The organism is Mycobacterium sp. 236(2023) (assembly GCF_029623955.1).
GTDB lineage: Bacteria > Actinomycetota > Actinomycetes > Mycobacteriales > Mycobacteriaceae > Mycobacterium.
The window spans coordinates 939,343-963,340 of record NZ_JARSBP010000002.1 but is presented as its reverse complement, the minus strand read 5'-3'; the positions used below and the strand labels follow the sequence as shown (position 1 = coordinate 963,340).

Here is a 23,998-nt window from a genome sequence, read left to right as displayed (position 1 = left end):
CTCAGACAAGAGCGCGTTGGGGCTGGCCCGAGTATTCACTCAGGGGACGGATCAGTGCGTTGGAAGCGGCCTGCTCCATGATGTGGGCGGTCCAGCCGGTGATTCGGCTCATCACGAACAGCGGGGTGAAGGTCTCGATCGGAAAGCCCATCAGGTAGTACGCCGGTCCTGTCGGAAAATCGAGGTTGGGCTTGATGCGCGTCACGGCGAACATCGCGCTCTCTAACACGGCGTAGATGTCAAGCCATTGCTGGCCACCGCGGGCCTGGGCCACCTGCTGCAGTGCGGCCTTCATCGTCGGGACGCGAGAGTCGCCGTTCTTGTAGACGCGGTGACCGAAACCCATCACCTTGTCTTTGCGGGACAGCTTGCCGTGCAACCATTCTGCCGCCTTGTCGGCCGAACCGATCTCGATCATGTCGTGCATCACGGCCTCGTTGGCTCCGCCGTGCAGCGATCCTTTGAGTGCCCCGATGGCTGCGGTGACCGCGCTGTAGATGTCGGACTGCGTGGAAGTGACGACCCGGGCGGCGAACGTGGAGGCATTGAAGCTGTGCTCGGCATACAGCACCATTGACTGCTCGAATGCATTCACGATGGCTGGCTCGGGGATCCTGCCGAAACACATGTTCAGGAAGTTCTCCGAATACCCCATATCGCTGTGCGGAGCGGTCGGCGCTAATCCCTGTCGCCGCCGGATGTCGGTCGCGACGATCGTCGGCAGCACGGCGAACATGCGCAACGACTTCGCATAATTCGCCTCGGGGGTGGCGACGTCCTCGTCGGGATCCTCGGCGCCCAGAACGCTGATCGCCGTACGCACCACATCCATCGGGTGGCACGTGTCCGGCAGCTTCGCCAGCAGCGACTGCATCGACCGATCGATGCGCCGTGACGCACGCTCACGCTGGTTGAACAGCGCCAGTTGTCCGTCGGTGGGCAGTTCTCCGTGCCACAGCAGGTACGCGACCTGCTCGAAGGAGCACTTCGTCGCGAGATCCTGCACCGGGTAACCCCGGTAGGTCAGGCTGTTGGTTTCCGGCACCACTTTGGAGATCGTCGTGGTGTCGACGACGACACCGGCCAGGCCTTTGTAGATGTGAGGAGCCTCGGTGGTGGTGCTCATGCTTTCACGTCCTGGAGGGCGAAGTTATATATATCGGAGTCGAATTCGTTGTATTCGGCGTAGCGGAGAAGCTCGTAGAGCTTGCTGCGGTGCTGCATGTTGTCGAGCAGGCCGGATTGCGTTCCGGCGTCGAAGACTTCGCGCATCCCGATCTCGACGGCGTGCATGGCCAGCCGCAACGTGGTCACCGGATAGATCACGACGTTATAGCCGATCTCGGCCAGCGTGCGGGCGTTGACGAGCTCGGATTTGCCGAACTCGGTCATGTTCGCCAGCAGTGGGGTATCGACAGCGGCACGGAACTTGGCGAACTCCTCGGGCGTCGACAGCGCTTCGGTGAAGATCAGGTCTGCGCCGGCTCCCGCGTATGCTTTCGCCCTCTCGACGGCAGCGTCGACACCCTCGATGCCCGCGGCGTCGGTGCGTGCGCAGATGATGAAGTTCGGATCCCGTCGCGCAGTCACCGCGGCGCGCAGACGCTTGACCATCTCTTCGGTCGGGACCACGGCCTTGCCGTCGAGGTGCCCACATCGCTTCGGATTCACCTGATCCTCAAGGTGGCAACCCGCCAGGCCTGCGTCCTCCAGAAGGGTGACGGTCCGAGCCGCACTCATCGGCTCACCAAAGCCCGTATCGGCGTCGATCAGCGTGGGAAGGTCTGAGGCAGAGGCGATCTGGGCGCCTCGGGTAACCACCTCGGTGAGCGTGGTCAGCCCAATATCGGGCAGGCCGAGGTCGGCCGACAGCACCGCGCCCGACACATACACGCCCTCGAACCCGATATTCGCCAGCAGCTTTGCAACGAGAGGCGAGAATGCCCCCGGATAGCGTTGCAGCTGACCCGATTCGAGCGCCCGACGAAAGTTCGCCCGCTTCTCGTGGGCCGGGACGACCGACCCGAGCAACCCGCTCACCTGTGCCGTCTGCTCTTCGCGCACGCGGCTCATCGGAAGATTCCCGAGGGGATCGTCGGCGCCTTCTCCAGCACCGTCGCATCGACCCGCACGTTGAGCCCACCGAGACCGCCGGACTTGGCCGACGCGACCTCGTCGACAGCTTTCAGGAACCGTTGCTGCTCAGCAGCATCGACGACACCGTCGGCAAGGATTGCGAACTTCTTGCGGTACTGCTCGCGGGCGAACGGGCGGGCGCCTAGCGGATGTGCATCCGCCACCGCGAGTTCGTCGACGATGACCTCACCGCTCTTGAGCGTGATCTCGGCGCGGGCACCGAACGCCTTCTCGGCCGGGTTATTCGAGTGGTAGCGCCGCGTCCACTCCGGATCCTCGACCGTAGAGATCTTGCTCCACAGCTCGATCGTGTCCGGACGATGCGAGCGCTCCGGGGCGTACGACGCCTCGTGATGCCAGACGCCGTCCTGCAAAGCGACCGCGAAGATGTACATCACTGAGTGGTCGAGAGTCTCGCGGGAAGCCGACGGATCGAACTTCTGGGGGTCGTTGCTGCCGGTACCGATCACCACATGAGTGTGGTTGCTGGTGTGCAGCACGATCGAGGCGATCTGGTCGAGATCGCCGATGCGGGAACGCATCCGGCGTGCCAGGTCGATCGGAGCCTGGCTCTGGTACTCGGCCGAGTGCTCCTTGGTGTAGGTGTCGAGGATCGCGCGCTTCGGCTCACCGGGACCCGGCAGCGGCACCTGGTAGGTGTGCTCGGGGCCGGCCAACATCCACGAGATGACACCGTCCTCGCCCTCCCAGATCGGGGCGGGCGATCCCTCGCCGCGCATGGCACGGTCGACAGCCTCGATCGCGACCTTGCCCGCCCATGCCGGTGCGTAGGCCTTCCAGCTGGAGATCAGGCCCTTGCGCGACTGGCGAGTGGCGGTCGTCAAGTGCAGCGCCTGCCCGATCGCCGCGTAGATCGTCTCGGGATCAAGACGCAGCATCGTGCCGATACCCGCGGCAGCCGACGGTCCGAGGTGGGCAACGTGGTCGATCTTGTGCCTGTGCAGGCAGATGCCCTTGACCAGATCGACCTGAACCTCGTAGGCGGTGGCCAGGCCGCGAACGAGATCAGACCCGCGGACTCCCATCTGCTGCGCGACGGCCACAAGTGGCGGGATGTTGTCGCCAGGATGCGAATACTCTGCGGCCAGGAACGTGTCGTGGAAGTCGAGCTCACGCACGGCGACCCCGTTGGCCCACGCGGCCCACTCCGGCGAGTACATGCCGTCGATACCGAACACGGCGGCACCGGACTTGGCGCGATGCGCCTGAGCCTGTGCGCGGGCGACGGTGACGGGACGGCGGATCACCGATGCGGCAGACACGGCGGCGTTGTCGATGATGCGGTTGAGGACCATCTCTTCGACGTCGGCATCGACGGCAACCGGGTCGGCGGCGATCTGGGCGATCTTCCACGCGAGGTGTTCGCTGCGGGGGAAGTCTTCGGCGCTGCGCCGGGTGCGGACGTCGTGGAGTTGCATGATCCGCACGCTACGCAGAGGCCGGTGACCGAAAAAGGCCCTGTAAGTGCGTAATTATGTGTCCTTCTGCAAGAGATCTTGCGAACGTTGTGTAAGGCCTTCGCGTTACGCTGTGCGCGGTGGCGAAGACGTTTGTGGGTGCCCGCCTCCGGCGGTTGCGGGAGGAACACGGCCTGACTCAGGTCGCGCTGGCGCGTGCCTTGAACCTGTCGACGAGCTATGTCAATCAGCTGGAGAACGACCAACGGCCGATCACGGTGCCGGTGCTGTTGTCACTGTCGGAGCGTTTCGACCTGCCGACGCACTACTTCACCCCCGACTCCGATGCACGTCTGGTATCCGACCTGCGGGACGTCCTGGCGGACAGTCAAGCGACCCCGGCCCAGATCGACGAGCTCGTGGCGCGGATGCCCGCGGTCGGGCAGACGCTGGTGAGCCTGCACCGCCGGCTATACGACGCCACCGCCGAGCTGGAAGCCATGCACACACGCGCCAGCGCGGACACGCCGACTCCGCTGCAGCAGCCGATGCCTTTCGAGGAAGTCCGCGACTTCTTCTACGACCGCAAGAACCACATCGCAGAGCTCGACCTGGCAGCCGAGACACTGTTCGTCGAACGGGGCCTACGCGTCGGCGGCCTGGACGTCCAACTCGCCGAGCTTCTTTCAGACCAGTTGGGAATCAACGTCGTGATTGACGACGGAGACGTGCTGACCCCCAATGCAAAACGCGCCTACCGCCCGGACGCTGCAACCTTATATGTGGCTCGGTGGCTGCATCCCGGGCAGCGAGCGTTCCAGATGGCCACCCAGTACGCGTTGCTGACCCAGGCTGACCTGATCTCCGCTCTCGTCGCCGGTGCAGAACGTCTCAGCAGCGAAGCACGCGAGGTGGCCCGCATCGGATTGGCCAACTACTTCGCGGGCGCCCTGATGCTTCCCTATCGGATCTTCCTTTCGGCGGCCGAAGAACTGCGCTACGACATCGACCAACTGGGGCGGCGGTTCGAAGTAGGCTTCGAAACCGTCTGTCACCGGTTGTCGACGATGCAGCGGCCCGACGCGCGCGGGGTACCGTTCATCTTCGTCCGCACCGACAGCGCGGGCAACATCTCGAAGCGTCAGTCCGCCACGGCTTTTCACTTCTCCCGCGTCGGCGGGAACTGCCCCTTGTGGGTGGTCCACCACGCGTTCACCCAGCCCGGGCAGTTCATCACGCAGGTTGCGCAGATGCCCGACGGCCGCGCGTACTTCTGGATCGCCAGGACCACACCGCCGGGTCAGAGCCGCTACCTGGGCCCGACGAAGAGCTTTGCGATCGGCTTGGGTTGCGACCTGGCACACGCGGACCGCCTGATCTATTCGGCGGGAATCGATCTTGCCGATGCCGACGCCGCCGTACCGATCGGTGCCGGCTGCAAGATCTGCGAGCGGCCGGCGTGCCCCCAGCGCGCGTTTCCCTACATCGGCCGTGCGGTCAAAGTCGATCCGCACGCCAGCAGCGATCTGCCGTATCCGACAGTCAGCGACTGCCGTTGATGAGTGCGACGCGCGCCAGCGTCTCTTCGGCCATCTTGACGTGGGCGGCGTCCACGAGCACGCCCTCGACGCCGACGGCGCCGCGCCCCTGGGCTTCGGCCTCTCGGTAGGCCGCGACATTGCGCTCTGCACGGGCGATCTCGTCGTCGGTCGGTGCATACACCTGGTTGGCGATCGGCACCTGGTCAGGGTGGATGGCCCACTTGCCCGTGTAGCCGTACAGCGCCGAACGTCGAGCGTCGCGTTCGTAGCCGTCAACATTTTTGTAGTCGGGATAGGGCGAGTCGATGGCGTCGATACCGGCTATTCGGGCCGCAACCATGATCTTGTTCCGCGCGTACGCCCAGAAATCACCGGGATAGCCACCTAGCGGATCAAAGTTAGTGTCCACCCTCGCCCCTTGCGACAACGAGAAGTCACCGACGCCGAAGATCACCGCGTCCAGGCGTGAACTGGCCTGTGCGATCTCCTCGGCATTGGCGAGCCCCTCGACCTCTTCGATCAGCACTTCCAGCCGGATCTGTTTGGCCAAGCCAAGTTTGGCCTCGAGCTGGGTGAGCAGCACGTCGACCCACCACACATCGCGTGCCGTCTTGGCCTTAGGGATCACAATCGTGTCGAGTTGTTCTCCTGCGTGCGTGACGACGTCGATGATGTCGTCATGGCACCATTCGGTGTCAAGCCCGTTGATCCGGATGGCGCGCGCGGTGCGGCCCCAATCCAACTCCGTCAGCGCATGAATGGCCTTGGCACGCGATTCCACCTTGAGCCCGACCGGTGTGGCGTCCTCCAGATCCAGAAACACCAGATCGGCGCCACAGGTGACTCCCTTGGCGAACATGTGGTCGTTGCAGGCCGGTAGCGCCAGTTCAGAGCGGCGCAGCAAATTCGTCATTAAGGTTCCTTTGTCCTCAGAGCACGCCGCGGGCGTGCAGATCGTCGATTTCAGAAGGGCTGAGCCCCAACAATTTTCCGTAGACCTCGTCGTTGTGTTCGCCGAGACGGGGTCCGAGGTGTGCCACGCATCCGTCGGCGTCCGAGAATTTCGGTACGGGTGCCTGCACCGTCATCCGGCCGAGTTCCTCGTCATCGACCGAGATGAAGACGCCCCGATGCTGCAGTTGTTCGTCGGCGAGCAGCGACTCGATGTCGTAGACCGGGGCGGCGGCGACCTCGGCGGCCTCGAACACCGTCATCGCCTCGGCCAGCGTCTTGGTGGCCACCCAGTCGGCGACCACGGCGTCGACTTCGCGGGCGCGGGCGAGACGTCGCTGCGGATCGGAGAAGTCGTCATCGTCGACGAGGTCAGCGCGACCGATAGCCTTGAACACCCGAAGTGCCAGTGCCGGTGAACTTCCCGACATCGCCAGCCAAATACCGTCGGCGGTCTGATAGGTGTTGCGCGGGGCCGAGATGTCCCACCGGTTACCCGCGCGCTGCGGCACTATGCCCAGCTGGTCGTATCCCAGCAGCGTCTGTTCCAGCAGACGAGCGAGCGGGTCGACGAGGTTGATGTCGATCAATTGTCCACCGGCGCCATGGACGTCGCGGTGATACAGCGCCATCATGATGGCGTACGCCGCGTTCAGGGACGCGACCCCGTCGGCGAGCATGAACGGCGGCAGGGTGGGAGGGCCGTCGGCCTCACCGGTGATGTGGGCGAAACCGCTCATCGCCTCACCGAGCGTGCCGAATCCCGGCCGAGTCGATTTCGGCCCGCTGAGACCGTAGCCGGTGATGTGCAGCATCACGATGCGGTCATTGACCTTCCGCAGCGCGTCGTAGTCGAGGTTCCAGCCACTCAAAGTCTGGGGCCGGGTGTTGACGATCACGACGTCAGCCTGTTCGACCAGGCGATGCGCCAACGACTGACCTTCGGCGCCCCGCAGGTCGAGCGTGATCGCTTTTTTGTTGCGCGACACAGACTTCCACATCAGGCCGACGTCGTCGCGCTGATTTCCCCATCCACGGATCGGGTCGCCATGGCGGGGTTGTTCGATCTTGATGACCTCGGCGCCGAATTCGCCGAGATAGGTGGCGGCCAGAGGCGCAGCAGCCAGGGTCGCGAAGTCGAGGACTCGGACGCCCTCAAGCATCTGTTGCTGAGACATCTACGCCGACACGCCTGCCGTCGCCCGCGTCGACTCCGGCCGATCGAGACCGAGATGGCCACGCAGAGTAGAGGATTCGTATTGTGTGCGGAACAGGCCGCGGCGCTGGAGTTCAGGGACGACCATGCGAACGACGTCCTCGAAGGCACCGGGCATGTGGGTAGCAGCGAGCACGAAGCCGTCGCACGCTCCCCCTTCGAACCATTCCGCCATCTGATCGGCGACCTGTTCGCCCGTGCCGACGAACCGCGGCCCCTGCAACAGGGTCGCGCGATGCCCGGCGAGGTCGCGCACCGTGACCGTGTCTCCACCGATGTGCTTGCGAATGTTCTGCACCAGACCGCGGATTCCCGAGACCGATGCGATCAGATCGTCGTTGATCGGGTCGTCGAGATCGTGCTGGGCGAAGTCGTAGTTCATCAACTCCGACAGCAAGGTCAGCGACGCCATGGGGTGGACGAGGTCGTTGAGGAACATCGCCTCACGGTCCTTGGCATGGGATTCGCTCTCCCCCACCACCGCGTAGGCCATGGGACAGATGCGGACGGCGTCCGGATTGCGCCCGGCCTCAGCGATGCGCGCCTTCTGATCGGCGTAATGCTCCCGCGCAATGGCCAGGCCGGGGTCGCCGGTGAAGATCAATTCCGCCCAGCGCGAAGCGAATTCGCGTCCCCGCCCCGAGGATCCGGCCTGCAGGATCACCGGGCGACCCTGGGGAGTCCGAGGCACGGTCAACGGCCCCCGCGCCGAGAAGTACTGGCCCACATGACCAAGTTCGTGCACCTTCGCCGCATCGGCGTAGACGCCCTCGGCGCGATTGTGCAGGACGGCGCCGTCGTCCCAGGTGTCCCACAGGCCGGTCACGACGTCGAGAAACTCGTCCGCGCGGTCGTAACGTTCGTCGTGGCCCAGGTGGGCGTCGACACCGAAGTTCTGCGCCTCGCTGTCGTTGACCGACGTGACGACGTTCCACGCGGCCCGCCCGCCGGACAGATGATCGAGCGTGGCGAAGGTCCGCGCTACGTGGAACGGCGCGTAGTACGTCGTGGAATACGTTGCGCCGAGCCCGATATGCGATGTCGTCTGGGCGAGCACACCGAGGACGACACCGAGGTCGAGTTTCACCGGCCGCGCACCGTAGCGGACCGCTTCACCAACCGATCTGCCGTAGATGCCGGGCATCGCGAGGCGGTCGTCGAAGAACATCAGATCGAAGCAGCCCTCTTCGAGCTGCCGCCCGACCTTCGCGTAGTAGGACGCATCGAGGTAGCTGTGCTCGGTGGCGGGGTGCCGCCATGATCCGGCGTAGACGGAGGTGCTGCCTGCTTGCATGAACGCGACGAGGGACATCTTGTCGGTGCGCTGCTGAACCATGCCGCGAACCTAACATCTGATATATTAGATTTCAAATGTCAGATGCTGCACATTGCTAGACTTCCCCCATGACGGGCGCCCTCAACATCGGCGGCACAGTGCGTGAGCGTGCGGCTCGCGAACTGCGCGACCGGATCCTCACCGGGGCCCTGCCAGCCGGCACCCGCATCGATCTCGATGCCATCACCGAAGAGTTCGCCACCAGCCGCACCCCCGTCCGGGAAGCGTTCCTGGAGTTGTCCTTTGAGGGATTAGTCCGGATCGCCCCCCGTAGCGGCATCACCGTTATCGGCATCAGCACGCGCGACATCCTGGACAGCTTCACGATTCTCGGGGTGCTGACTGGGCAGGCCGCGGCCTGGGCCGCCCAGCGCGTCGACCCCGACGAACTGGCGCGGATGCGTGACCTCGCCGCCGAAGTGGCCGCCAAGTCCGGAGACGACACGATCGGCGAGGCCAATTGGCGATTTCACCAGGAGATCCACCGCGCAGCCCACTCTCCCCGGTTGATGGCCCAACTGAAGCAGGCAGCGCGCGTCGTCCCGACGAACTTCTTGACCGTGTTCCCCGACCATGAGGAGCACTCGCTGTCCGAGCATGAGGATCTGCTCGACGCGCTCGCCGTCCACGATGCCGACTCAGCACGCGGGATCGCCGAGCGCCATGTCCTGGAGGCCGGTCGTTCCCTGGTCGACTGGCTCGACCGCCGCGCGGTGACGTCCTAGAGGTACGCTCCACCTGCAACTGGTTTGACCGGAGCACGCACTGTGCGCCGGCCACCGAGTGCCACACGCCCCGTCGGGTGTGGTGCGAGAGGGAACCCGGTGAGAATCCGGGACTGTCCCGCAGCGGTATGCAGGAACGACCGCCGTCACAAGCACTGGCCCCTCCGGGCCGGGAAGCGACGGCCAGTAGGTGTGCGCGACTGTGCACGTGCTTGTGAGTCCGAAGACCTGCCAGCTGTACCGGGCGCGCCGCGCCCGGTGGTTCATCGCCTCGCGGAATGGGCAGTGGCCGAAGCGGTGGACTGTGTGGCTGTCGACCGCGCTCGGTTCGACGTCTCCAGGCGATGGCCTCCCGCCGTACCGAAGGGCACGTCCTCATGACCGCAACACGTTTCACCGCCACCATCCTCGGATCACCGCGCATCGGACCCAACCGCGAACTCAAACGCGCCGTCGAGAAGTACTGGGCCGGCAACCTCGACCAAGCCGACCTCGAAGCCGTGGCCACCAAGATCCGCCGCGACACCTGGGAATCGCTCGCCGCATCGGGCCTGGACTCAATTCCGGTGAACACCTTCTCCTACTACGACCAAGTGCTCGACACGGCCGTCCTCGTCGGCGCGCTGCCCGAGCGTGTCTCGGGAGTGGCAGACGACCTAGACCGCTACTTTGCCGCGGCACGCGGGGGCACCTACGCCGGAGCCGACATCGCACCGCTGGAGATGACAAAGTGGTTCGACACCAACTACCACTACATCGTCCCCGAGATCGGCCCGGACACCGCCTTCACACTGAATCCCGCCAAAGTTCTGGCAGAGCTGGAAGAGGCTCGCGCCCAGGCTATTCCGGCTCGCCCGGTGATCGTCGGACCGATCACGTTCTTGGCGTTGAGCAAGGCCGTCGACGGTGCGGGCCACCCAATCAGGCGGTTGGTCGATCTCGTGGCCGTTTACGGGGAGCTGTTGGCACTGCTCGCGGACAACGGCATCGAGTGGGTGCAGATCGACGAGCCCATCCTTGTCACCGATGCTCTCGACAACGTCGCCGAACTGGTCGAGCAGACCTACCAAGCCCTCGGCCAGATGGCGACGCGACCCTTCATCTTCGTCGCGACGTACTTCGGCGAGCTGACCGACGCATTGCCTGCGCTGGCCCGCACGCCCGTCGAAGCCATCGGCGTCGACCTCGTCGCAGGCGGGGTGTCGGCCATCGCGGCCGTGCCAGAGTTGGCGAGCAAGACCGTCGTCGCGGGCGTCGTCGACGGACGCAACATCTGGCGCACCGACCTGGAAGCGGCATTCGACACGCTGGCCTCGCTGTCAGGATCTGTCGGACACCTTGCGGTCTCGACGTCCTGTTCGACGCTCCATGTGCCGTACACCCTTGACGCCGAGACCGATCTCGATGCGGCACTGCGTAGCTGGCTCGCCTTCGGATTCGAGAAGGTGACCGAAGTCGTGGCGCTCGCCCGTGGACTCTCCGATAGCCGCGACTCCATCACCGCTGAGATCGCCGCATCCAATGCGGCGATCGAGTCGCGAAACGCTGATCCGCGACTCAACAACGGCGACGTCCGATCCCGGATATCGACGATCACCGCGTCCGGCGCCGCGCGAGGACCTGCCGAGCAGCGTCGGCTGGCCCAGCAAGACCGGCTGAACCTGCCGGCACTGCCGACGACGACGATCGGTTCGTACCCCCAGACATCCGAAATCCGCGTCGCGCGAGCAGATCTGCGGTCAGGCAAGATCGACACGGCCGAGTACGACCGCCGAATGAGAGCTGAAATCGCGGACGTCATCGCGCTGCAAGAGGACCTCGGGCTCGACGTGTTGGTACACGGAGAGCCGGAGCGCAACGACATGGTGCAGTACTTCGCCGAGCAACTCGACGGGTTCTTCGCCACGCAGAACGGGTGGGTCCAGTCCTACGGCAGCCGCTGCGTGCGCCCGCCGATCCTGTACGGCGACGTCGCACGGCCCACGCCGATGACGGTCGACTGGGCCATCTACGCCCAATCGCTGACGGCCAAGCCGGTCAAGGGCATGCTGACGGGCCCGGTGACGATCCTGGCGTGGTCATTCGTGCGGGACGACCAGCCGCTGGCCGAAACGGCGGCGCAGGTGGCGCTGGCGATCCGTGACGAAACCATCGACCTGCAATCCGCGGGCATCGCGATCATCCAGGTCGATGAGCCCGCGTTGCGTGAGCTACTGCCGCTGCGTTCGAAAGAGAAAGAGGCGTACCTGAAGTGGGCAGTGGAAGCGTTCAAGCTGTCCACTTCCGGGGTAGACGACTCGACGCAGATCCACACGCATCTGTGCTACTCCGAGTTCGGTGAAGTCATCGGCGCGATCGCCGACCTCGACGCCGACGTGACCTCGATCGAGGCCGCCCGATCGCACATGGAGGTGCTTGGCGACCTCAACGCGGTCGGCTTCGCCAACAGCGTCGGTCCGGGCGTCTACGACATCCACTCGCCGCGCGTCCCGGGAGTCGACGAGATTTCGACATCACTGCGTGAAGCTCTGAACTCGGTTCCTGCGGAACGCCTCTGGGTCAATCCGGACTGCGGACTCAAGACGCGCAAGACCAACGAAGTGTCGGCCGCGCTGCGCAACCTGGTGGCGGCCACCGAACAGGTACGACAGAACGCGTGATAGTCGGCGGTGGCGGCGGCCGGCGGGTCGCCACCACCGCCCGATCGGTGACGGCCTGGACAACGCCATGATGGAAAGCTTCTGGTCCTCCATGCAGATCGAACTTCTCGACCGCCAGAAGTGGAAGACCCGCGTCGAGCTGGCCAACGCAATCTTCGACTACATCGAGATCTTCCACAACCGCCAACGCCGCCACTCAGCACTGAACTACCGCACCCCGATCGAGTACGAACTATCCTTCACCAACGACACCCTCACCGCCGTCAGTTAGCCACCACAACTGGAACCCAACAGGTAGGTCAGGTCAAACCGTCACCCGATCGTGCAGCAGACCCAAGGCTGGCGGGCTGAGCGCGTCGCGCTAGCCCCGAGGCGGCGAAGTGGTGGCTGATTCGACTTCCGGCTGGTTCTCCTCGCTTTCAAGTGCTTCGAGGAGCAGTGGCACGCCTTCTGAGATTGAATGCACGCCGACGAGGGTGACGAGCTGGAGCGTTTCGAGGATTTCCTCCTTGGTGGCTCCGAGCTTCCGTGCCTCCTTTATGTGAAAGAGGGTTCCTGGGTTGTAGAGGTGTGTGGCGGCAGCGTCGATGGCGATGAAGATGAGTTCGCGGACCTTGGGGTCTAGGGCGTTCTTGGCGATGGTGGCGTTGTAGTAGTTGGCGAATGCAGTCATGAACGGCGGGTCCACCTCGTAGATGGCAGCCATCGCGCTTTCCCAGGTGTGCTCGGCGGCGTCGTTCTGACCGGTCGGTGTCGTGTTGCTCGTGCTCATTGCGGGTCCTTTACCAGAGCGAGTGGTCAGGGGTGCGTGGTGATATCTCGCGAACTGAGTTGCAGGCTCGGCGGCCGTGTCAGCGGCGACCTTCGGACAGGTCGCTTTGCGGCGTCGACATTCTTTGGCGTGTTCACAACGACTCTCCGCTGGCCTGATTGCCGACGTAGGTGTCGATCATTTTCAGGAGGCCGGCCTGTACGGCCGGGTCGTCGCTCAGTGGTGCCGCGATAGCGATTCGTGCGGCGTCGTGCGGTGTGAGACCTTCTGCGATGAGTCTTCCCGCGGCGATGAGCACGCGCGTTGATGCGACTTCGCGCAGGCCTGGTGTTTCAAGTCGTCGTATGGCTTGGCTGAATCGGACGAGGGTTGCGGCGGTGTCGGGGCTGATACCTGCCTCTTCGGTGATTATCTTCTCTTCGGTTTCGGGTGCGGGGAAGCCGAATTCGATGGCGACCATTCGTTGACGAGTGGAGTCTTTGAGGTCTTTGAGGACGCTTTGATAGCCAGGGTTGTACGACACCACCAGGCCGAACCCTGGTGCTGCGTCGAGGGTGATGCCGAGACGTTCGATGGGTAGCTGTCTTCTGTGGTCGGCGAGGGGGTGCAGCACGACGGTGGTGTCCTGTCGGGCCTCGACGACCTCGTCGAGGTAGCAGATGGCTCCTTCTCGGACCGCGCGGGTGAGCGGACCGTCGACCCATTCGGTTTCCCCGCCGCGGAGGTGGAAGCGCCCGACGAGGTCGGCGGTCGTCAGGTCGTCGTGGCAGGACACGGTGATCAGCGGTCGGTTGAGGTCGTGTGCCATCGCTTCGACGAAACGTGTCTTGCCGCATCCGGTCGGTCCTTTGAGAACGATGGACAGCCCTTGGCGATAGGCGGCTTTGAAGTGTTGCTCCTCATCTCCGGTGGATACGTAGAAGGGCCGTGGTTGGTGCATGGTAGGCGTTTTGGAAACAGCATGGTGGGTGTGGACGGAGGTCATCGGATGTCGTCTGCTCCTTCGGGTGCACTGATGTGGTCGGGATGTGGTTAGGACACGCGCCGGCGAACGTCGGCGGATCGCAGGGCTGAGTGGACGAGCGCACTGACTGCGTGAGCGAGGTGGGCTTGATTGGAAACGGTTGCGTGCGCTGCTGTTCCAAAGACGCGTTCCAGTGAGTCTTCATCGGCATGCACGCCGAAGGTGAGGCAGAGCGCGCCTATTCCTCGGTGGCGGGCTTCGGTGAGCGCCCGCCGCGCGTCGGCGGCTCCGTAGTCCTTGTCGTAGCCGTGGTCGTAGGCCAGTCCATCGGAAAGGACGATGAGCAGTCGGCGCGATGTGCCGCCCTGGGATTCCAGGACAGCAGCTCCGTGGCGGACGGCTGCTCCGAGTCGGGAGTATGCGCCGGGTGTCAGGCTGTGCAATCGGCGCAGTGTGTCGGCGTTGAAGCGGTCGTCGAACTTCTTGACCGGCACCAGCTGGACCGACGATCGTCCCTGCGAGTTGTAGGCGTAGAGCCCGGTGCGGTCGCCGAGGTCGTGAAGAGTGGAGGTGATGGCGGCTGCGGCGGTCCGCTGGCGCTCGTGGACACTGCTGCCGAAACCGTCGGGTTCAGCCGCGGAACCTGAGATGTCGAGCAGCACCATGACCGAGAGATCGCGGCGACGGCGCAGACTCGCGATGTAGACGTTGTCGTCTGGGGTGGAAGACGCCGCTGCTTGAACGTAGGACTCCATGGCGGCGTCGATGTCGATGTCGTCTCCATGGGATCGCCGGTGGCATTGGTCGAGGCCGAGAGCGAGACGTCCCAGTGAACGGCGAAGTCGCGCCGTGTCGGGCACTCTCGCGTCTCCCACCTCCCGAGGAGGCGGCTCAATCTCGTTGACGGTGCACCAATCTCGCCGGTAGGCCTTGCGCTTCACATCCCATTCGGGGTACTTGGTTGCACCGTCCTTCGGCGCTTCGTCGTCATCGACCCTCATTGCGGCCTGGGACAAGACACCGTTTCCTCGTCGCTGGGCGAGACCGCGTGACAGGTGCGTTGCCGAGTCCGTACCGGGGTTGCCGCCGCTGGGCTCGCGTCTGCGCATGGACTTGAGAAGGCGTTTCAACAAGCGGCCAAAGATGCCGGATACCCCACCCGCGGAGAACATGTCGACCGCAGTGCCTTCGTCGGAGTCAGCGAAGTCGTTGTCTTCCAGTTCCTCCAACGCTTCACTTTGACGCTTCGGTGTGTGGTGCTGGTCGTTCGCCTCGGCGCCTTCCGTACGTGCAGCAGCGGCTAGTGCACGTTTGGGGTTGAGCGTGCCGAACAGTGGCGACGGTGAGGTGAGTGAAACTGCAGACTTTGCGATCGCCAGTGATTGGGCTGGCGATGCGGACCGCGCAGCGAGAGCGCGATCAACCAGCAGATTCATCGCCGGGGGAAGGACGGCGCTGTTTGCCTTTAACGCCCGGTGTACCTCAACCACCAGGTAGCGCTGCGCGAGCCTGCCGCGCCGGTGCAGCTGCCGCAGCATTTCTGGTGCCAGACTCCCGGCTGAGATGAGCGATGCCTGCACAAGTATGGTGGCGATCTGCTCCCGCTCAGGCAATGTGTCGTCGACGTAGACCAATTTTCCGTCTGTCCAGCACTTTTCGCCAGGTTGGCCGCCAACAACCCGCAGCGTCCTACCCGCGACAGCGGAAGCCAGGATGTCGAAGTGCGGAATGAGACTTTCTGTTGTCGGCTCGTCAGCGACCACGGTGCCTCGTTCGCCCACGCTCGTTAGTGGAGCGACCGGCGACCTTAGTCATGGCCGGGACCGCAGCGACCGGCCGGCACCGGTCCCTCGATGACCGGGCGTCCGTCGGGCTGGCCTGACATCCAGGTGCTCCACTTACCCTCGTAGAACGGTCCGGGGTGGCCGGCCATCTCGTAAAACCCCTGAGGGTCATACACCTTCGACTCGGGGAAGGGCCAGGGGCAAGCCACCGAGGTAGCAAGCTTTGCCGCGCGAATGATGGTGAACCCTCCCCCGTACACCACGGCGTAGGCGAGGCTCAAAGCGGTGATCATCACAATGAAGGAAGCCAGTGCGGGTTTGGTCGGCAGCAGTCGCAGTCGCTGGGCGAGCTTCTCGGCGTACGTCTTTCCGGTGTCGTCCCGGTAGACGGAGATCGACGCGGCGATCATCATCGAGGTCGCCAGGCCGCTCTCCCACAGCAGAGGGAATTGGTTGTACTGACCGACGAAGATCGACCCGAATTCGGGCACCTGGGTGTAGGCATACACGCGCTTGCTGACGCAGAAGATTTCCACCACGGCGTCCAAGGTGAAGCCGATGACGAAGGTGATCGCGCTCAGTGTGATCAAGGGGTGGCGCCACACAAAGCTGTCGGTTGACCGACCCTGTTGCAGTCGTCGCAGCAAGGGGATCGCAGCGAACGTGGGGACGATCAACACCGACGCATAAGCGATGCACACGAACGGTTCGACCAAAGGTGCGATATTCACCCACGGCCAGTCAACCGGATAGTGGTAGAGCTCGGGACTGAACGCCGAATACGACACCCAGTTGGCGAACGGGTCAAGCCATACAAGCACCGTGCCTGCGAGAACCAGCAGTAGATAAGGGTGCTTCGGATGTCGTCGCCAACTGATGATGAACGCGGTAATGCCGACCACCATCATGACGGCGGTCCATACATTGCACAGCGATGCCCAACTCGTAATGCCCGCAACCGACTCTCGCGCTTCATCAGTCACGTTGGGGTTGGCGATTCGTGGCTCGCTGGCACCGACTTGAGCATTCAGCCCGATCAGAACGAGCATTCCGATCCCGAACAGCCACCACAGCGCAATCGGCAGCCGACTGCCGCTCTTGCTCGCACTGTCGCTGGGCGGTCGCGTCTCCGGCTTCGTCATCTCAGTCACTCTCTCGTTTTGAACGCTGATGGGCTGAGCACGCTCCACCCCCGATGACGGTTCAGCGTGCGAGCCATGTTTAACCCAAATTGCTGACAAATGTCAACGTTCAGGGCCGAAGCGAGCGTCAGTTACGAAGAACGTGAGACTGCTATCGAACCCATCAGAGTGCGCAGTTCCATCCTGGTCTGATTGTTCCTGCCATCGCGCGCCGTCGCTCTCGGGATCTGATTGCTGACAATTGCCAGGAAATATTGACGATCGTCAGCACCCAGCCGGGAATGGTGCAGAATATGGGTGTGGAGGCGACGCCGAACAAACACGAGGCTCAGAGGCGGAGGACACGCGAGCGAGTGTTAGATGCCGCCATCGTGGAGTTCAGGCGCGCCGGTGCGGCGGCCGCCGACATCAACGCCGTGGTTAAGGCTGCCGGTGTATCGCGGGGCACGTTCTACTTTCACTTTCCCACCAGAGAGCACGTGCTGCACGAGTTGATTTGCCGGGAGGAAGCAAGGGTCGCCGCAGAACTCGGTACGTTTCTGGACTCTTCTCGCGATCTCGCCGCCGTCCTCAAACAGATCGTCAGACTGGTCGTCGACCTCGAAAACCGTTGGGGCAGCGCACTTTTTCGAGATGTCATCGGACTGTACTTCTCACCCACCCGGCCTGAGAACGACGAGTGGACCGACCATCCCACCATCGTGCTGCTAGCTGCAGAAATCGTGCGCGCCCGCAACCGAGGCGAGGTCTTCGCCGACGTGGACGCATTCCATAGCGCCGTGTTCTTCCTGCTAGGCCTCTACGCACTGGTCACCACCATGCGCAGCGAAACTCCTGGCCGCGACGGACTGCTCGATAAGTACGTGGCTAGAGAGCTGCGAAGCCTGCGAGCGGAAGTCCCGTCGCCTGCGTAGTAGCCCTCAGTCCGATACCCCGTGGGTGTGCCCCGCGTCTGTCACTGCATCGCGACTCCAAGAGTCTCCTCGCTCCCTTGACCTCGTCGCAGAGGGCCTTAATCAAAGCGGCTCATGCACGAGTCGCCATCGCGTCGAGCTGAGTATTCTCATCGCCTCCGTAGTCAGAAGGCGGATCTTGCGGCGGGTTGACGGCGCAACCACCAATCCGGCCCAATAACCTTAAGAAAGTAGTGCGCGGCAGCGTCTTCTCGTGCCTATAGCGTGAATATGTGCCGATTCTGGTGCTCTTCAGACCTACGGGAGCTGTCGCGTCGCAGGAGATGCGAATCGACGAGTTCGCGAATACCTATGGCTTCCAGATGGTTCCGGCGATACTTGATGGCGATGTGTGCGTCAAGCTCGTGTTGGGCGGTCAATGGATTGCGACCGCGCAATACATCTGGCGCGGCTGTCGCCTAACGGATCTCAGAGTTCCAGGCTGTCGTCGGCATCTCGACTCAGGAGGATATCGCGCTCCCGAGCCGACCCCGGCCGGGCGGAATCATTGGCGGCCGCAGCCCGCCAAGTGCGGAAGGCGTCGCGGCGGACTTGAATCGCAGATGCCCTACTGCGCAGCAACTCTGCGACGGTTTCAGGCAGGACAGCAGGGTGAATCGCCCTGGAAATGTTGGAGGTGATGTGCCCTGGGTTGCATGGAGTCGGTTTGCTCGACTTTTGGTCACGACGTCCACGAAGGAGCCGTGTCCGTGCCCAAGCGTTATCCCGAAGAGTTCCGCCGCAAGGTGCCCGATCTAGTAGCCGCTGGCCGTCCGATTGCGCAGATCTGAATATCAGCGACCAGACGATCTACGGCTGGCGCCGCCAGGAGTTGATCGACACCGGCCAGCTACCCGGGCTCAACCGCGCTGAGTTGGCCCGAGCTCAGCGCGGCCAACAGGCGCATCCGCGAGTTGGAAACCGAGGTGGCCGTCCTGAAAAGGGCGCGTGAGCTGCTGCGGGAGCCGCACGACCCAAAAGGCGGTACGCGGCCATAGAAACCATGGCCGCGAAAGGACTGCCCGTCCAGGTGGCCTGCCGACTGTTGGAGGTCACCGAGTCGGGCTACTACGCATGGCGCAGCCGGGCGCCGTCAGCTCGGGAGATCCGTCATGGGTAGCTGACCGAGCAGATCCTCGCCGTCCACATAGCCTCTCGGAGTACTTACGGCGCCCGCCGGGTTCACGCCGAACTCACCCTTGGGCTGGGGCTACAGGTCGGCCATAACCAGGTCGAGATGTTGATGGCTCGCGCGAGCATCAAGGGGCTTCCAGGTACTCGTCGTGCCGGCCCCGTCATGAGACGCCCACGGCGACGGATCTGGTGGAGCGGATGTTCACTCGTGATGCTCCAAATCGGTTGTGTGTCACTGATATCACTGAGCACCGCACCTATGAGGGCAAGGTGCATTGCGCGGTGGTGCTGGACACGTTCTCCCGACGTGTGGTCGGCTGGTCGATCGATTCGAGTCAGACCGCGGCGCTGGTCACCAACGCGCTGGGCATGGCGATTGGCAACCGCGACCCGCAGGCCGGTGGGATCATTCATTCCGACCACGGAGTGCAATTCACCTCCTGGGCGTTCACCGATCGGGCCAAGCGGTCCGGGTTGGTCCCGTCGATGGGTTCGATCGGTGACTGTTACGACAATGCGATGATCGAATCATTCTGGGGCAGAATGCAAACCGAGCTACTCAACCGCAAGCGTTGGAAGACAAGAATCGAACTAGCCAACGCGATCTTCGACTACTTGGAGATCTTCCACAACCGCCAGCGTCGCCATTCCGCCCTCGGGATGCGCACTCCGATAGAGTTCGAACTGCTACACCAGTCCACCCAACCTGTGGCCTGAAACCAAGTATGGCGACACCACCGAACCCAGGGCACATCAGAGTCTCCGGCAAAGCCAGGGCGATTCAGTTCGGTGATACAAGTCCGGCCTGGTTTCCAAGAAGGTCTCCCCCGGTCTGTCACCGAAGACGGTCCGCAACGTTCACGCGATGATCCACCGCGCGCTCGTCGATACCGTTGCGTGGAAGTACGTCAGCGACAACCCTGCAAGCAACGTCAAGCCTCCCAAACTTGCTCGAACGCGGCGGCAGGTCTGGACAACCGAAGAGATCCAAACGTTCCTCGCCTCGATCCACAGCGACAGGTTCGCGGCACTTTTCATGCTGGAGTTGACCACTGGCATTCGGCGCGGCCAAGTCTGCGGGCTCAAGTGGGCAGCGGTCGACCTCGACGCCGGCGAGATCACCGTGCACGACAACCGCGTGGTCGTCGGAGGACGCGTACGGAACGAGTCGGGCGGCAAGACCAAGAACGCCGACCAAACAATCTCCATCGACCGCGCAACGGTCGCCGCGCTGCGCGAGTGGCGCAGGGTCCAGGACGCGGAGCGCGCGTTCTTCGGGAGCGACTATCACCCGGGCGACTACGTCTTCACCTATCAAGACGGGCGCCCACCGCACCCGGACACCATCCGGCAGCGATTTGACCGCCTATCGGCCGCAGCAGGGCTCTCGCGCATCACCTTCCATGATCTCCGGCACTCGTACGCCACAGCGGCGTTGAAGGCGGGTGTGAGCCCCAAGGTGGTCAGTGACCGAATCGGTCATGCCAACGTCGGCTTCTTGCTGGAGACCTACGCACACGTGCTGAAGAAGGACGACCGCGAAGCTGCCGAGCAGGCAGCCTCGTTCCTTCTCGGACCTGACCTGTACCCGTCACAAATTGATGAGCATGGCTAGGTTCACAAATCCGTTCACAAATGGCATGAAAACGGCCCCCGGACTGACGTCCGAGGGCCGTTTTACCTGGTAGCGGGGACAGGATTCGAACCTGCGACCTCTGGGTTATGAGCCCAGCGAGCTACCGAGCTGCTCCACCCCGCGATGGTGAACGTTAGGTTACCGGGGCGGCCGGTTGCGCTCCAAATCGCCTGTTCAGCGGCTCGTTGGAACGCGACGACCTGCTAGGACGGGTCCCCCATCGCACGTGTCAACCGGTCGGCCAGAAGCCCGGCGAAGCGCGCCGGATCCTCCAGCACCCCTCCCTCCGCAAGAAGGGCGGTCCCGTAGAGCAATTCGGCGGTGCCGGTCAGCTCGTCGCTGGCGCCTCCACTCTTGTGCGCCTGCCCGAGGCCCACGATGAGCGGGTGGCTCGGATTGAGCTCCAGAATCCGCTTCTCGACCGGCACCGGCTGCCCGGACGCCCGGTACATGCGGGCCAACGCCGGAGTGATGCCGAAGGTGTCGGTGATCAGGCACGCCGGCGAATCGGTCAGGCGGGTGGACAACCGCACTTCCTTGACGTGGTCGCTCAGCGCCTCCTTCAGCCACGCCGTCAGGTCGGCGAATTCCTGCTCGCGCTCCTGACGTTCGGCTTCCTGTGCGGCTTTGTCCGTCTCGGAGTCGAGGTCCACCTCCCCCTTGGCCACCGACTGCAACGGCTTGCCGTCGAACTCATGGATCGATTCGACCCAGACCTCATCGACAGGGTCGGTGAGCAACAGCACCTCGTACCCTTTGGCCTTGAACGCCTCCAAGTGCGGCGAATTCAGCAGTTGTTGCCGCGATTCGCCTGCGGCGTAGAAGATCTGGCTCTGCCCGTCTGGCATCCGCGTGACGTAATCGGCCAGCGTGGTCGGTTCGTCGTCGCTGCGCGTCGATGCGAAGGAGCACAGGCGCAGCAACGTCTCCTTGTTGTCGTCATCGCTCAGCAAGCCCTCTTTGAGGACTCTGCCGAACTGCGTCCAGAAGGTGCGGTACTTCTCCGGCTGCTCGTTCTGCATCTCCGTGATCGTCGACAGTACCTTCTTCGTCAGTCGACGCCGGATCGCCCTGATCTGCCGGTCCTGCTGCAGGATCTCGCGAGAAACGTTGAGGGACATGTCTTGTGCATCGACCACGCCCTTGACGAAGCGCAGATACGGCGGCATCAGCTGATCGCAGTCGGCCATGATGAACACCCGCTTCACGTACAGCTGAACTCCGACCGCGGCGTTCTGGTTGAAGAGGTCGAACGGTGCGTGCGACGGGATGAACAGCAGCGCCTGGTATTCGAACGTGCCTTCGGCCTTCATCGCGATGATGTCCAACGGCTCGTCCCACGCGTGGGCGATGTGCTTGTAGAACTCCGTGTACTCCTCGTCGGACACGTCGTCGCGGGACCTGGCCCACAGGGCTTTCATCGAGTTCAGGGTCTGAGTCTCGACGGTCACCGACTCCTCACCCCCGTCCTCGGACGCCGGCGTCCTGCGCTCGACATCCATCCGGACGGGCCAGGCGATGAAGTCCGAATACTGCTTGACGAGCTCCCGGATCTTCCACTCCGAGGTGTAGTCGTGCAGCTCGTCCTCGCGGTCTTCGGGTTTGAGGTGCAGCGTGACCGAAGTGCCATGCGGCACTTCGCTTTCGGCCTGGTCCACCGTCTCGATGGTGTAACTACCCTCGCCGGTGGACTCCCACCGGGTCGCCTCACTCTCGCCGGCTTTGCGCGTGACGAGCTCCACCCGGTCGGCCACCATGAAGCTTGCATAGAAGCCGATCCCGAACTGACCGATCAGTTCTTCAGACGAGTCCTGGTCCTTGGCCTCCCGCAGCTGTTGACGCAGCTCGGCCGTTCCCGACTTCGCCAGCGTTCCGATGAGCCGTACCACCTCGTCACGCGACATGCCGATGCCGTTGTCGCGCACCGTCAGAGTGCGGGCCTGCTTGTCGACATCGAGCTCGATGTGCAAATCGGAGGTGTCAACATCGAGTTCCTTGTTGCGGAACGCTTCCAGCCGCACCTTGTCCAACGCATCGGAAGCATTCGAGATGAGCTCCCGCAGGAACGAGTCCTTGTTGCTGTACACGGAGTGGATCATCAGATCCAGCAGTTGGCGTGCCTCCGCCTGAAATTCGAGCTGCTCCACCTGTGCGGCCATGTGCATTCCCCTTCGACAAAACGACCTCGGATGCCGGGAGAAAAATAGTAACCAGTGTCACCGGGCGGCCGAACCGCCGGTCACACAGGCGTCCGGATGACCTGCCCCGTCGCCAGCACCCGGGCTGGGTCGTAACGGTCGGCCAGAGCAGCCAGCCAGTGCAGCGTGTCCTGGTTGTAGACGCGCGACGGGCGTGCCGGGTCATAGGACGGCGCGAAGTTCGGCATCTGCCCACCGATTGCCCACGGGTCCACCGCCCTGGCCGTCGCCTCCGCATGCTCGACCACGGGCGCCGCTTCGGGCATCGGCACCCCGATGATGGTCAACGCGTACGCAGCATTGCGGTGACAGAACGCACTGCGATGGCGGGGCTCCCGGGCCATCGCGCCCCCGAGCAACCGCAACTCGACGATCACCTGTGGCGACCCCGACTGCGGACCCGCGGCCGCCAGCACCGCGTCGATCGCTTCGGCCGGTAACTCGCGCAGCAGCGCCTGGTCCTCGCAGATCGGCATCGGATCCAGCGGATCGGCGTGCACCATGCCGATCGCCGCGTAGGGCATCACCGCGACGGCATCCATCAGCGGGTTCGCAGCGGCCCGTATGGGCGCGAAAAGCTGCTCCGCTTCGGCGAAGTCGCCGACCGCGGTGTAGCGCACCGCGACCGTCATCCGTCCCGCCAACGGCTCAGGCACACCCGGCAGCGGCGGCAGCTGCTGGATCGCGATCGACGTGTTCGCAGTATCCGGAAGACGTTCGCTCCAGTCACGCCACGCATGTAGCACCGTGGCCGCATCGGATCCGTCGAAATAGATTGCACCGCCGTAGAATTGCGGCACGGCGGGCAGGTCGATCTGCACGGCCGTGACGATGCCCAACGTTGCCTTGCCGCCGCGCAGCCCCCAGAAAAGGTCGGCGTACTCGTCGGCCGTGGCGCGAAGCAGCCGGCCGTCGCCGGTCACGACGTCGAACGCCCGCACATGATCCGAGGACAGCCCGAATGTGCGGACCAGCGGACCGATCCCCCCGCCGGTGAGGAACCCCACTACCCCGACGTTCGGTGCCGAACCGCACAGCGGCGCAAGCCCGTGCGGGGCAGCCGCGTCGAGAACGTCCTGCCACCGGGCGCCCGCGCCGACCCACGCGGTGCGGTTCAGCGCGTCCACGGTGCAGTGCTTCATCGCCGAGGTCACCACGAGGATCGCGTCCGGACCCACCCCGACCGCGCCGTGCCCCGTTGCCTGGACAGTGACGGTAAACCCGTGCGCCGCGGCAAACCTCACGGTGCCCGCCACGTCCTCCGGCGTGGTCGCCAGCACCACGGCGGCGGGCGCCACCGTCGCGGCCACGTTCCACGGCATGCAGCGCTCGTAGCCCGGTTCACCGGGCAATGCGATCGGGGTGGCGACCTGTTCGCGCAACGTGCGCAGCGCCTCGTCGCGCGCCAGGTCGGTCGTCATCGTCATCGGGG

The 23,998-nt window shown here is 63.9% G+C and carries 17 protein-coding genes, 1 tRNA gene, 2 pseudogenes and 1 riboswitch; of the genes and pseudogenes, 7 read left to right on the top strand and 13 right to left on the bottom strand.

Annotated elements, in window-relative coordinates; all coding sequences use genetic code 11:
- Window position 1: 1 nt before the first annotated feature.
- From P9A17_RS07160 to prpD, 3 genes are read right to left on the bottom strand one after another with little or no spacing between them, the layout of a single operon-like run.
- Complete coding sequence (locus P9A17_RS07160; RefSeq protein WP_278037866.1) at window positions 2-1,126, bottom strand: bifunctional 2-methylcitrate synthase/citrate synthase; 1,125 nt, start codon at window positions 1,124-1,126, stop codon at window positions 2-4.
- Window positions 1,123-2,040: a methylisocitrate lyase gene (prpB, locus tag P9A17_RS07155; RefSeq protein ID WP_278038640.1), complete on the bottom strand. Its 918-nt coding sequence runs from the start codon at window positions 2,038-2,040 to the stop codon at window positions 1,123-1,125. The genes P9A17_RS07160 and prpB overlap by 4 nt, the downstream gene beginning before the upstream one ends.
- A gap of 29 nt (window positions 2,041-2,069) precedes the next feature.
- The gene (prpD, locus tag P9A17_RS07150) at window positions 2,070-3,575 is read right to left on the bottom strand and encodes a 2-methylcitrate dehydratase PrpD (protein ID WP_278037865.1); all 1,506 of its coding nucleotides are present in this window, start codon (window positions 3,573-3,575) and stop codon (window positions 2,070-2,072) included.
- A 110-nt stretch (window positions 3,576-3,685) separates the two neighbouring features.
- On the opposite strand from prpD, the gene P9A17_RS07145 reads away from it, so the two are divergent.
- Window positions 3,686-5,113: a short-chain fatty acyl-CoA regulator family protein gene (locus P9A17_RS07145; protein WP_278038639.1), complete on the top strand. Its 1,428-nt coding sequence runs from the start codon at window positions 3,686-3,688 to the stop codon at window positions 5,111-5,113.
- Here the strand turns inward: P9A17_RS07145 and P9A17_RS07140 are convergent.
- The 3 genes from P9A17_RS07140 to P9A17_RS07130 are packed head-to-tail and all read right to left on the bottom strand — an operon-like array spanning window position 5,097 to window position 8,598.
- Entirely contained in the window at window positions 5,097-6,008 is a 912-nt protein-coding gene (locus tag P9A17_RS07140) for a CoA ester lyase (protein WP_278037864.1), read from the bottom strand. The genes P9A17_RS07145 and P9A17_RS07140 overlap by 17 nt on opposite strands.
- Window positions 6,009-6,024: 16 nt before the next feature.
- Window positions 6,025-7,209, bottom strand: a complete 1,185-nt coding sequence (locus tag P9A17_RS07135; RefSeq protein WP_278038638.1) for a CoA transferase — start codon at window positions 7,207-7,209, stop codon at window positions 6,025-6,027.
- A 15-nt stretch (window positions 7,210-7,224) separates the two neighbouring features.
- Complete coding sequence (locus P9A17_RS07130) at window positions 7,225-8,598, bottom strand: LLM class flavin-dependent oxidoreductase (RefSeq protein ID WP_278037863.1); 1,374 nt, start codon at window positions 8,596-8,598, stop codon at window positions 7,225-7,227.
- Window positions 8,599-8,666: 68 nt separating this feature from the next.
- Here P9A17_RS07130 and P9A17_RS07125 point away from each other — a divergent pair, with 68 nt between their 5' ends.
- The 3 genes and pseudogenes from P9A17_RS07125 to P9A17_RS07115 all read left to right on the top strand — a co-directional run.
- A complete protein-coding gene (locus P9A17_RS07125) occupies window positions 8,667-9,323 on the top strand; it encodes a GntR family transcriptional regulator (protein WP_278037862.1) in 657 nt (218 codons plus the stop codon).
- Window positions 9,324-9,354: 31 nt separating this feature from the next.
- Window positions 9,355-9,574: riboswitch (cobalamin riboswitch) on the top strand.
- A 126-nt stretch (window positions 9,575-9,700) separates the two neighbouring features.
- Window positions 9,701-11,983 carry a 5-methyltetrahydropteroyltriglutamate--homocysteine S-methyltransferase gene (metE, locus tag P9A17_RS07120; RefSeq protein WP_278037861.1) on the top strand — a complete coding sequence of 761 codons (2,283 nt, stop codon included), beginning with the start codon at window positions 9,701-9,703 and terminating at the stop codon, window positions 11,981-11,983.
- A 43-nt stretch (window positions 11,984-12,026) separates the two neighbouring features.
- Window positions 12,027-12,254 (top strand): annotated as a pseudogene (locus P9A17_RS07115) (IS3 family transposase); the annotation flags it as partial.
- Between the two features lie 90 nt (window positions 12,255-12,344).
- Here the strand turns inward: P9A17_RS07115 and P9A17_RS07110 are convergent.
- The 4 genes from P9A17_RS07110 to P9A17_RS07095 all read right to left on the bottom strand — a co-directional run bounded on the left by P9A17_RS07110 (window position 12,345) and on the right by P9A17_RS07095 (window position 16,645).
- Entirely contained in the window at window positions 12,345-12,755 is a 411-nt protein-coding gene (locus tag P9A17_RS07110; protein WP_278037860.1) for a carboxymuconolactone decarboxylase family protein, read from the bottom strand.
- A gap of 133 nt (window positions 12,756-12,888) precedes the next feature.
- Complete coding sequence (locus P9A17_RS07105; RefSeq protein ID WP_278037859.1) at window positions 12,889-13,695, bottom strand: CbbQ/NirQ/NorQ/GpvN family protein; 807 nt, start codon at window positions 13,693-13,695, stop codon at window positions 12,889-12,891.
- 92 nt (window positions 13,696-13,787) lie between these two features.
- A complete protein-coding gene (locus tag P9A17_RS07100) occupies window positions 13,788-15,500 on the bottom strand; it encodes a VWA domain-containing protein (RefSeq protein WP_278037858.1) in 1,713 nt (570 codons plus the stop codon).
- Window positions 15,501-15,526: 26 nt separating this feature from the next.
- Window positions 15,527-16,645, bottom strand: coding sequence for a spirocyclase AveC family protein (locus P9A17_RS07095; protein ID WP_278037857.1), 1,119 nt, complete (start codon window positions 16,643-16,645; stop codon window positions 15,527-15,529).
- Between the two features lie 293 nt (window positions 16,646-16,938).
- Here P9A17_RS07095 and P9A17_RS07090 point away from each other — a divergent pair, with 293 nt between their 5' ends.
- The 3 genes and pseudogenes from P9A17_RS07090 to P9A17_RS07080 all read left to right on the top strand — a co-directional run bounded on the left by P9A17_RS07090 (window position 16,939) and on the right by P9A17_RS07080 (window position 20,347).
- The gene (locus P9A17_RS07090; protein ID WP_278038637.1) at window positions 16,939-17,559 is read left to right on the top strand and encodes a TetR/AcrR family transcriptional regulator; all 621 of its coding nucleotides are present in this window, start codon (window positions 16,939-16,941) and stop codon (window positions 17,557-17,559) included.
- 749 nt (window positions 17,560-18,308) lie between these two features.
- Window positions 18,309-19,449 (top strand): annotated as a pseudogene (locus P9A17_RS07085) (IS3 family transposase).
- Window positions 19,450-19,597: 148 nt separating this feature from the next.
- Window positions 19,598-20,347: a site-specific integrase gene (locus P9A17_RS07080; protein ID WP_278037856.1), complete on the top strand. Its 750-nt coding sequence runs from the start codon at window positions 19,598-19,600 to the stop codon at window positions 20,345-20,347.
- 67 nt (window positions 20,348-20,414) lie between these two features.
- Here P9A17_RS07080 and P9A17_RS07075 read toward each other — a convergent pair.
- The 3 genes from P9A17_RS07075 to P9A17_RS07065 all read right to left on the bottom strand — a co-directional run bounded on the left by P9A17_RS07075 (window position 20,415) and on the right by P9A17_RS07065 (window position 23,993).
- Window positions 20,415-20,491: transfer RNA gene (locus P9A17_RS07075), tRNA-Met, on the bottom strand.
- Between the two features lie 80 nt (window positions 20,492-20,571).
- Window positions 20,572-22,527, bottom strand: a complete 1,956-nt coding sequence (htpG, locus tag P9A17_RS07070; protein WP_278037855.1) for a molecular chaperone HtpG — start codon at window positions 22,525-22,527, stop codon at window positions 20,572-20,574.
- A gap of 80 nt (window positions 22,528-22,607) precedes the next feature.
- Window positions 22,608-23,993 (bottom strand): FAD-binding oxidoreductase, encoded by a 1,386-nt coding sequence (locus tag P9A17_RS07065; RefSeq protein WP_278037854.1) that lies wholly within the window; start codon window positions 23,991-23,993, stop codon window positions 22,608-22,610.
- Window positions 23,994-23,998 lie beyond the last annotated feature (5 nt).

Bases quoted from the DNA above. Each gene is read 5' to 3' on its own strand.
- P9A17_RS07065 (WP_278037854.1), bottom strand. From the start codon at position 23,993: ATGACGATGACGACCGACCTGGCGCGCGACGAGGCGCTGCGCACGTTG.
- P9A17_RS07125 (WP_278037862.1), top strand. From the start codon at position 8,667: ATGACGGGCGCCCTCAACATCGGCGGCACAGTGCGTGAGCGTGCGGCT.
- metE (WP_278037861.1), top strand. From the start codon at position 9,701: ATGACCGCAACACGTTTCACCGCCACCATCCTCGGATCACCGCGCATC.
- P9A17_RS07140 (WP_278037864.1), bottom strand. From the start codon at position 6,008: ATGACGAATTTGCTGCGCCGCTCTGAACTGGCGCTACCGGCCTGCAAC.
- P9A17_RS07105 (WP_278037859.1), bottom strand. From the start codon at position 13,695: ATGCACCAACCACGGCCCTTCTACGTATCCACCGGAGATGAGGAGCAA.
- P9A17_RS07110 (WP_278037860.1), bottom strand. From the start codon at position 12,755: ATGAGCACGAGCAACACGACACCGACCGGTCAGAACGACGCCGCCGAG.
- htpG (WP_278037855.1), bottom strand. From the start codon at position 22,527: ATGGCCGCACAGGTGGAGCAGCTCGAATTTCAGGCGGAGGCACGCCAA.
- P9A17_RS07135 (WP_278038638.1), bottom strand. From the start codon at position 7,209: ATGCTTGAGGGCGTCCGAGTCCTCGACTTCGCGACCCTGGCTGCTGCG.
- P9A17_RS07130 (WP_278037863.1), bottom strand. From the start codon at position 8,598: ATGGTTCAGCAGCGCACCGACAAGATGTCCCTCGTCGCGTTCATGCAA.
- P9A17_RS07090 (WP_278038637.1), top strand. From the start codon at position 16,939: ATGGGTGTGGAGGCGACGCCGAACAAACACGAGGCTCAGAGGCGGAGG.
- P9A17_RS07080 (WP_278037856.1), top strand. From the start codon at position 19,598: ATGATCCACCGCGCGCTCGTCGATACCGTTGCGTGGAAGTACGTCAGC.
- P9A17_RS07160 (WP_278037866.1), bottom strand. From the start codon at position 1,126: ATGAGCACCACCACCGAGGCTCCTCACATCTACAAAGGCCTGGCCGGT.
- P9A17_RS07095 (WP_278037857.1), bottom strand. From the start codon at position 16,645: ATGACGAAGCCGGAGACGCGACCGCCCAGCGACAGTGCGAGCAAGAGC.
- prpD (WP_278037865.1), bottom strand. From the start codon at position 3,575: ATGCAACTCCACGACGTCCGCACCCGGCGCAGCGCCGAAGACTTCCCC.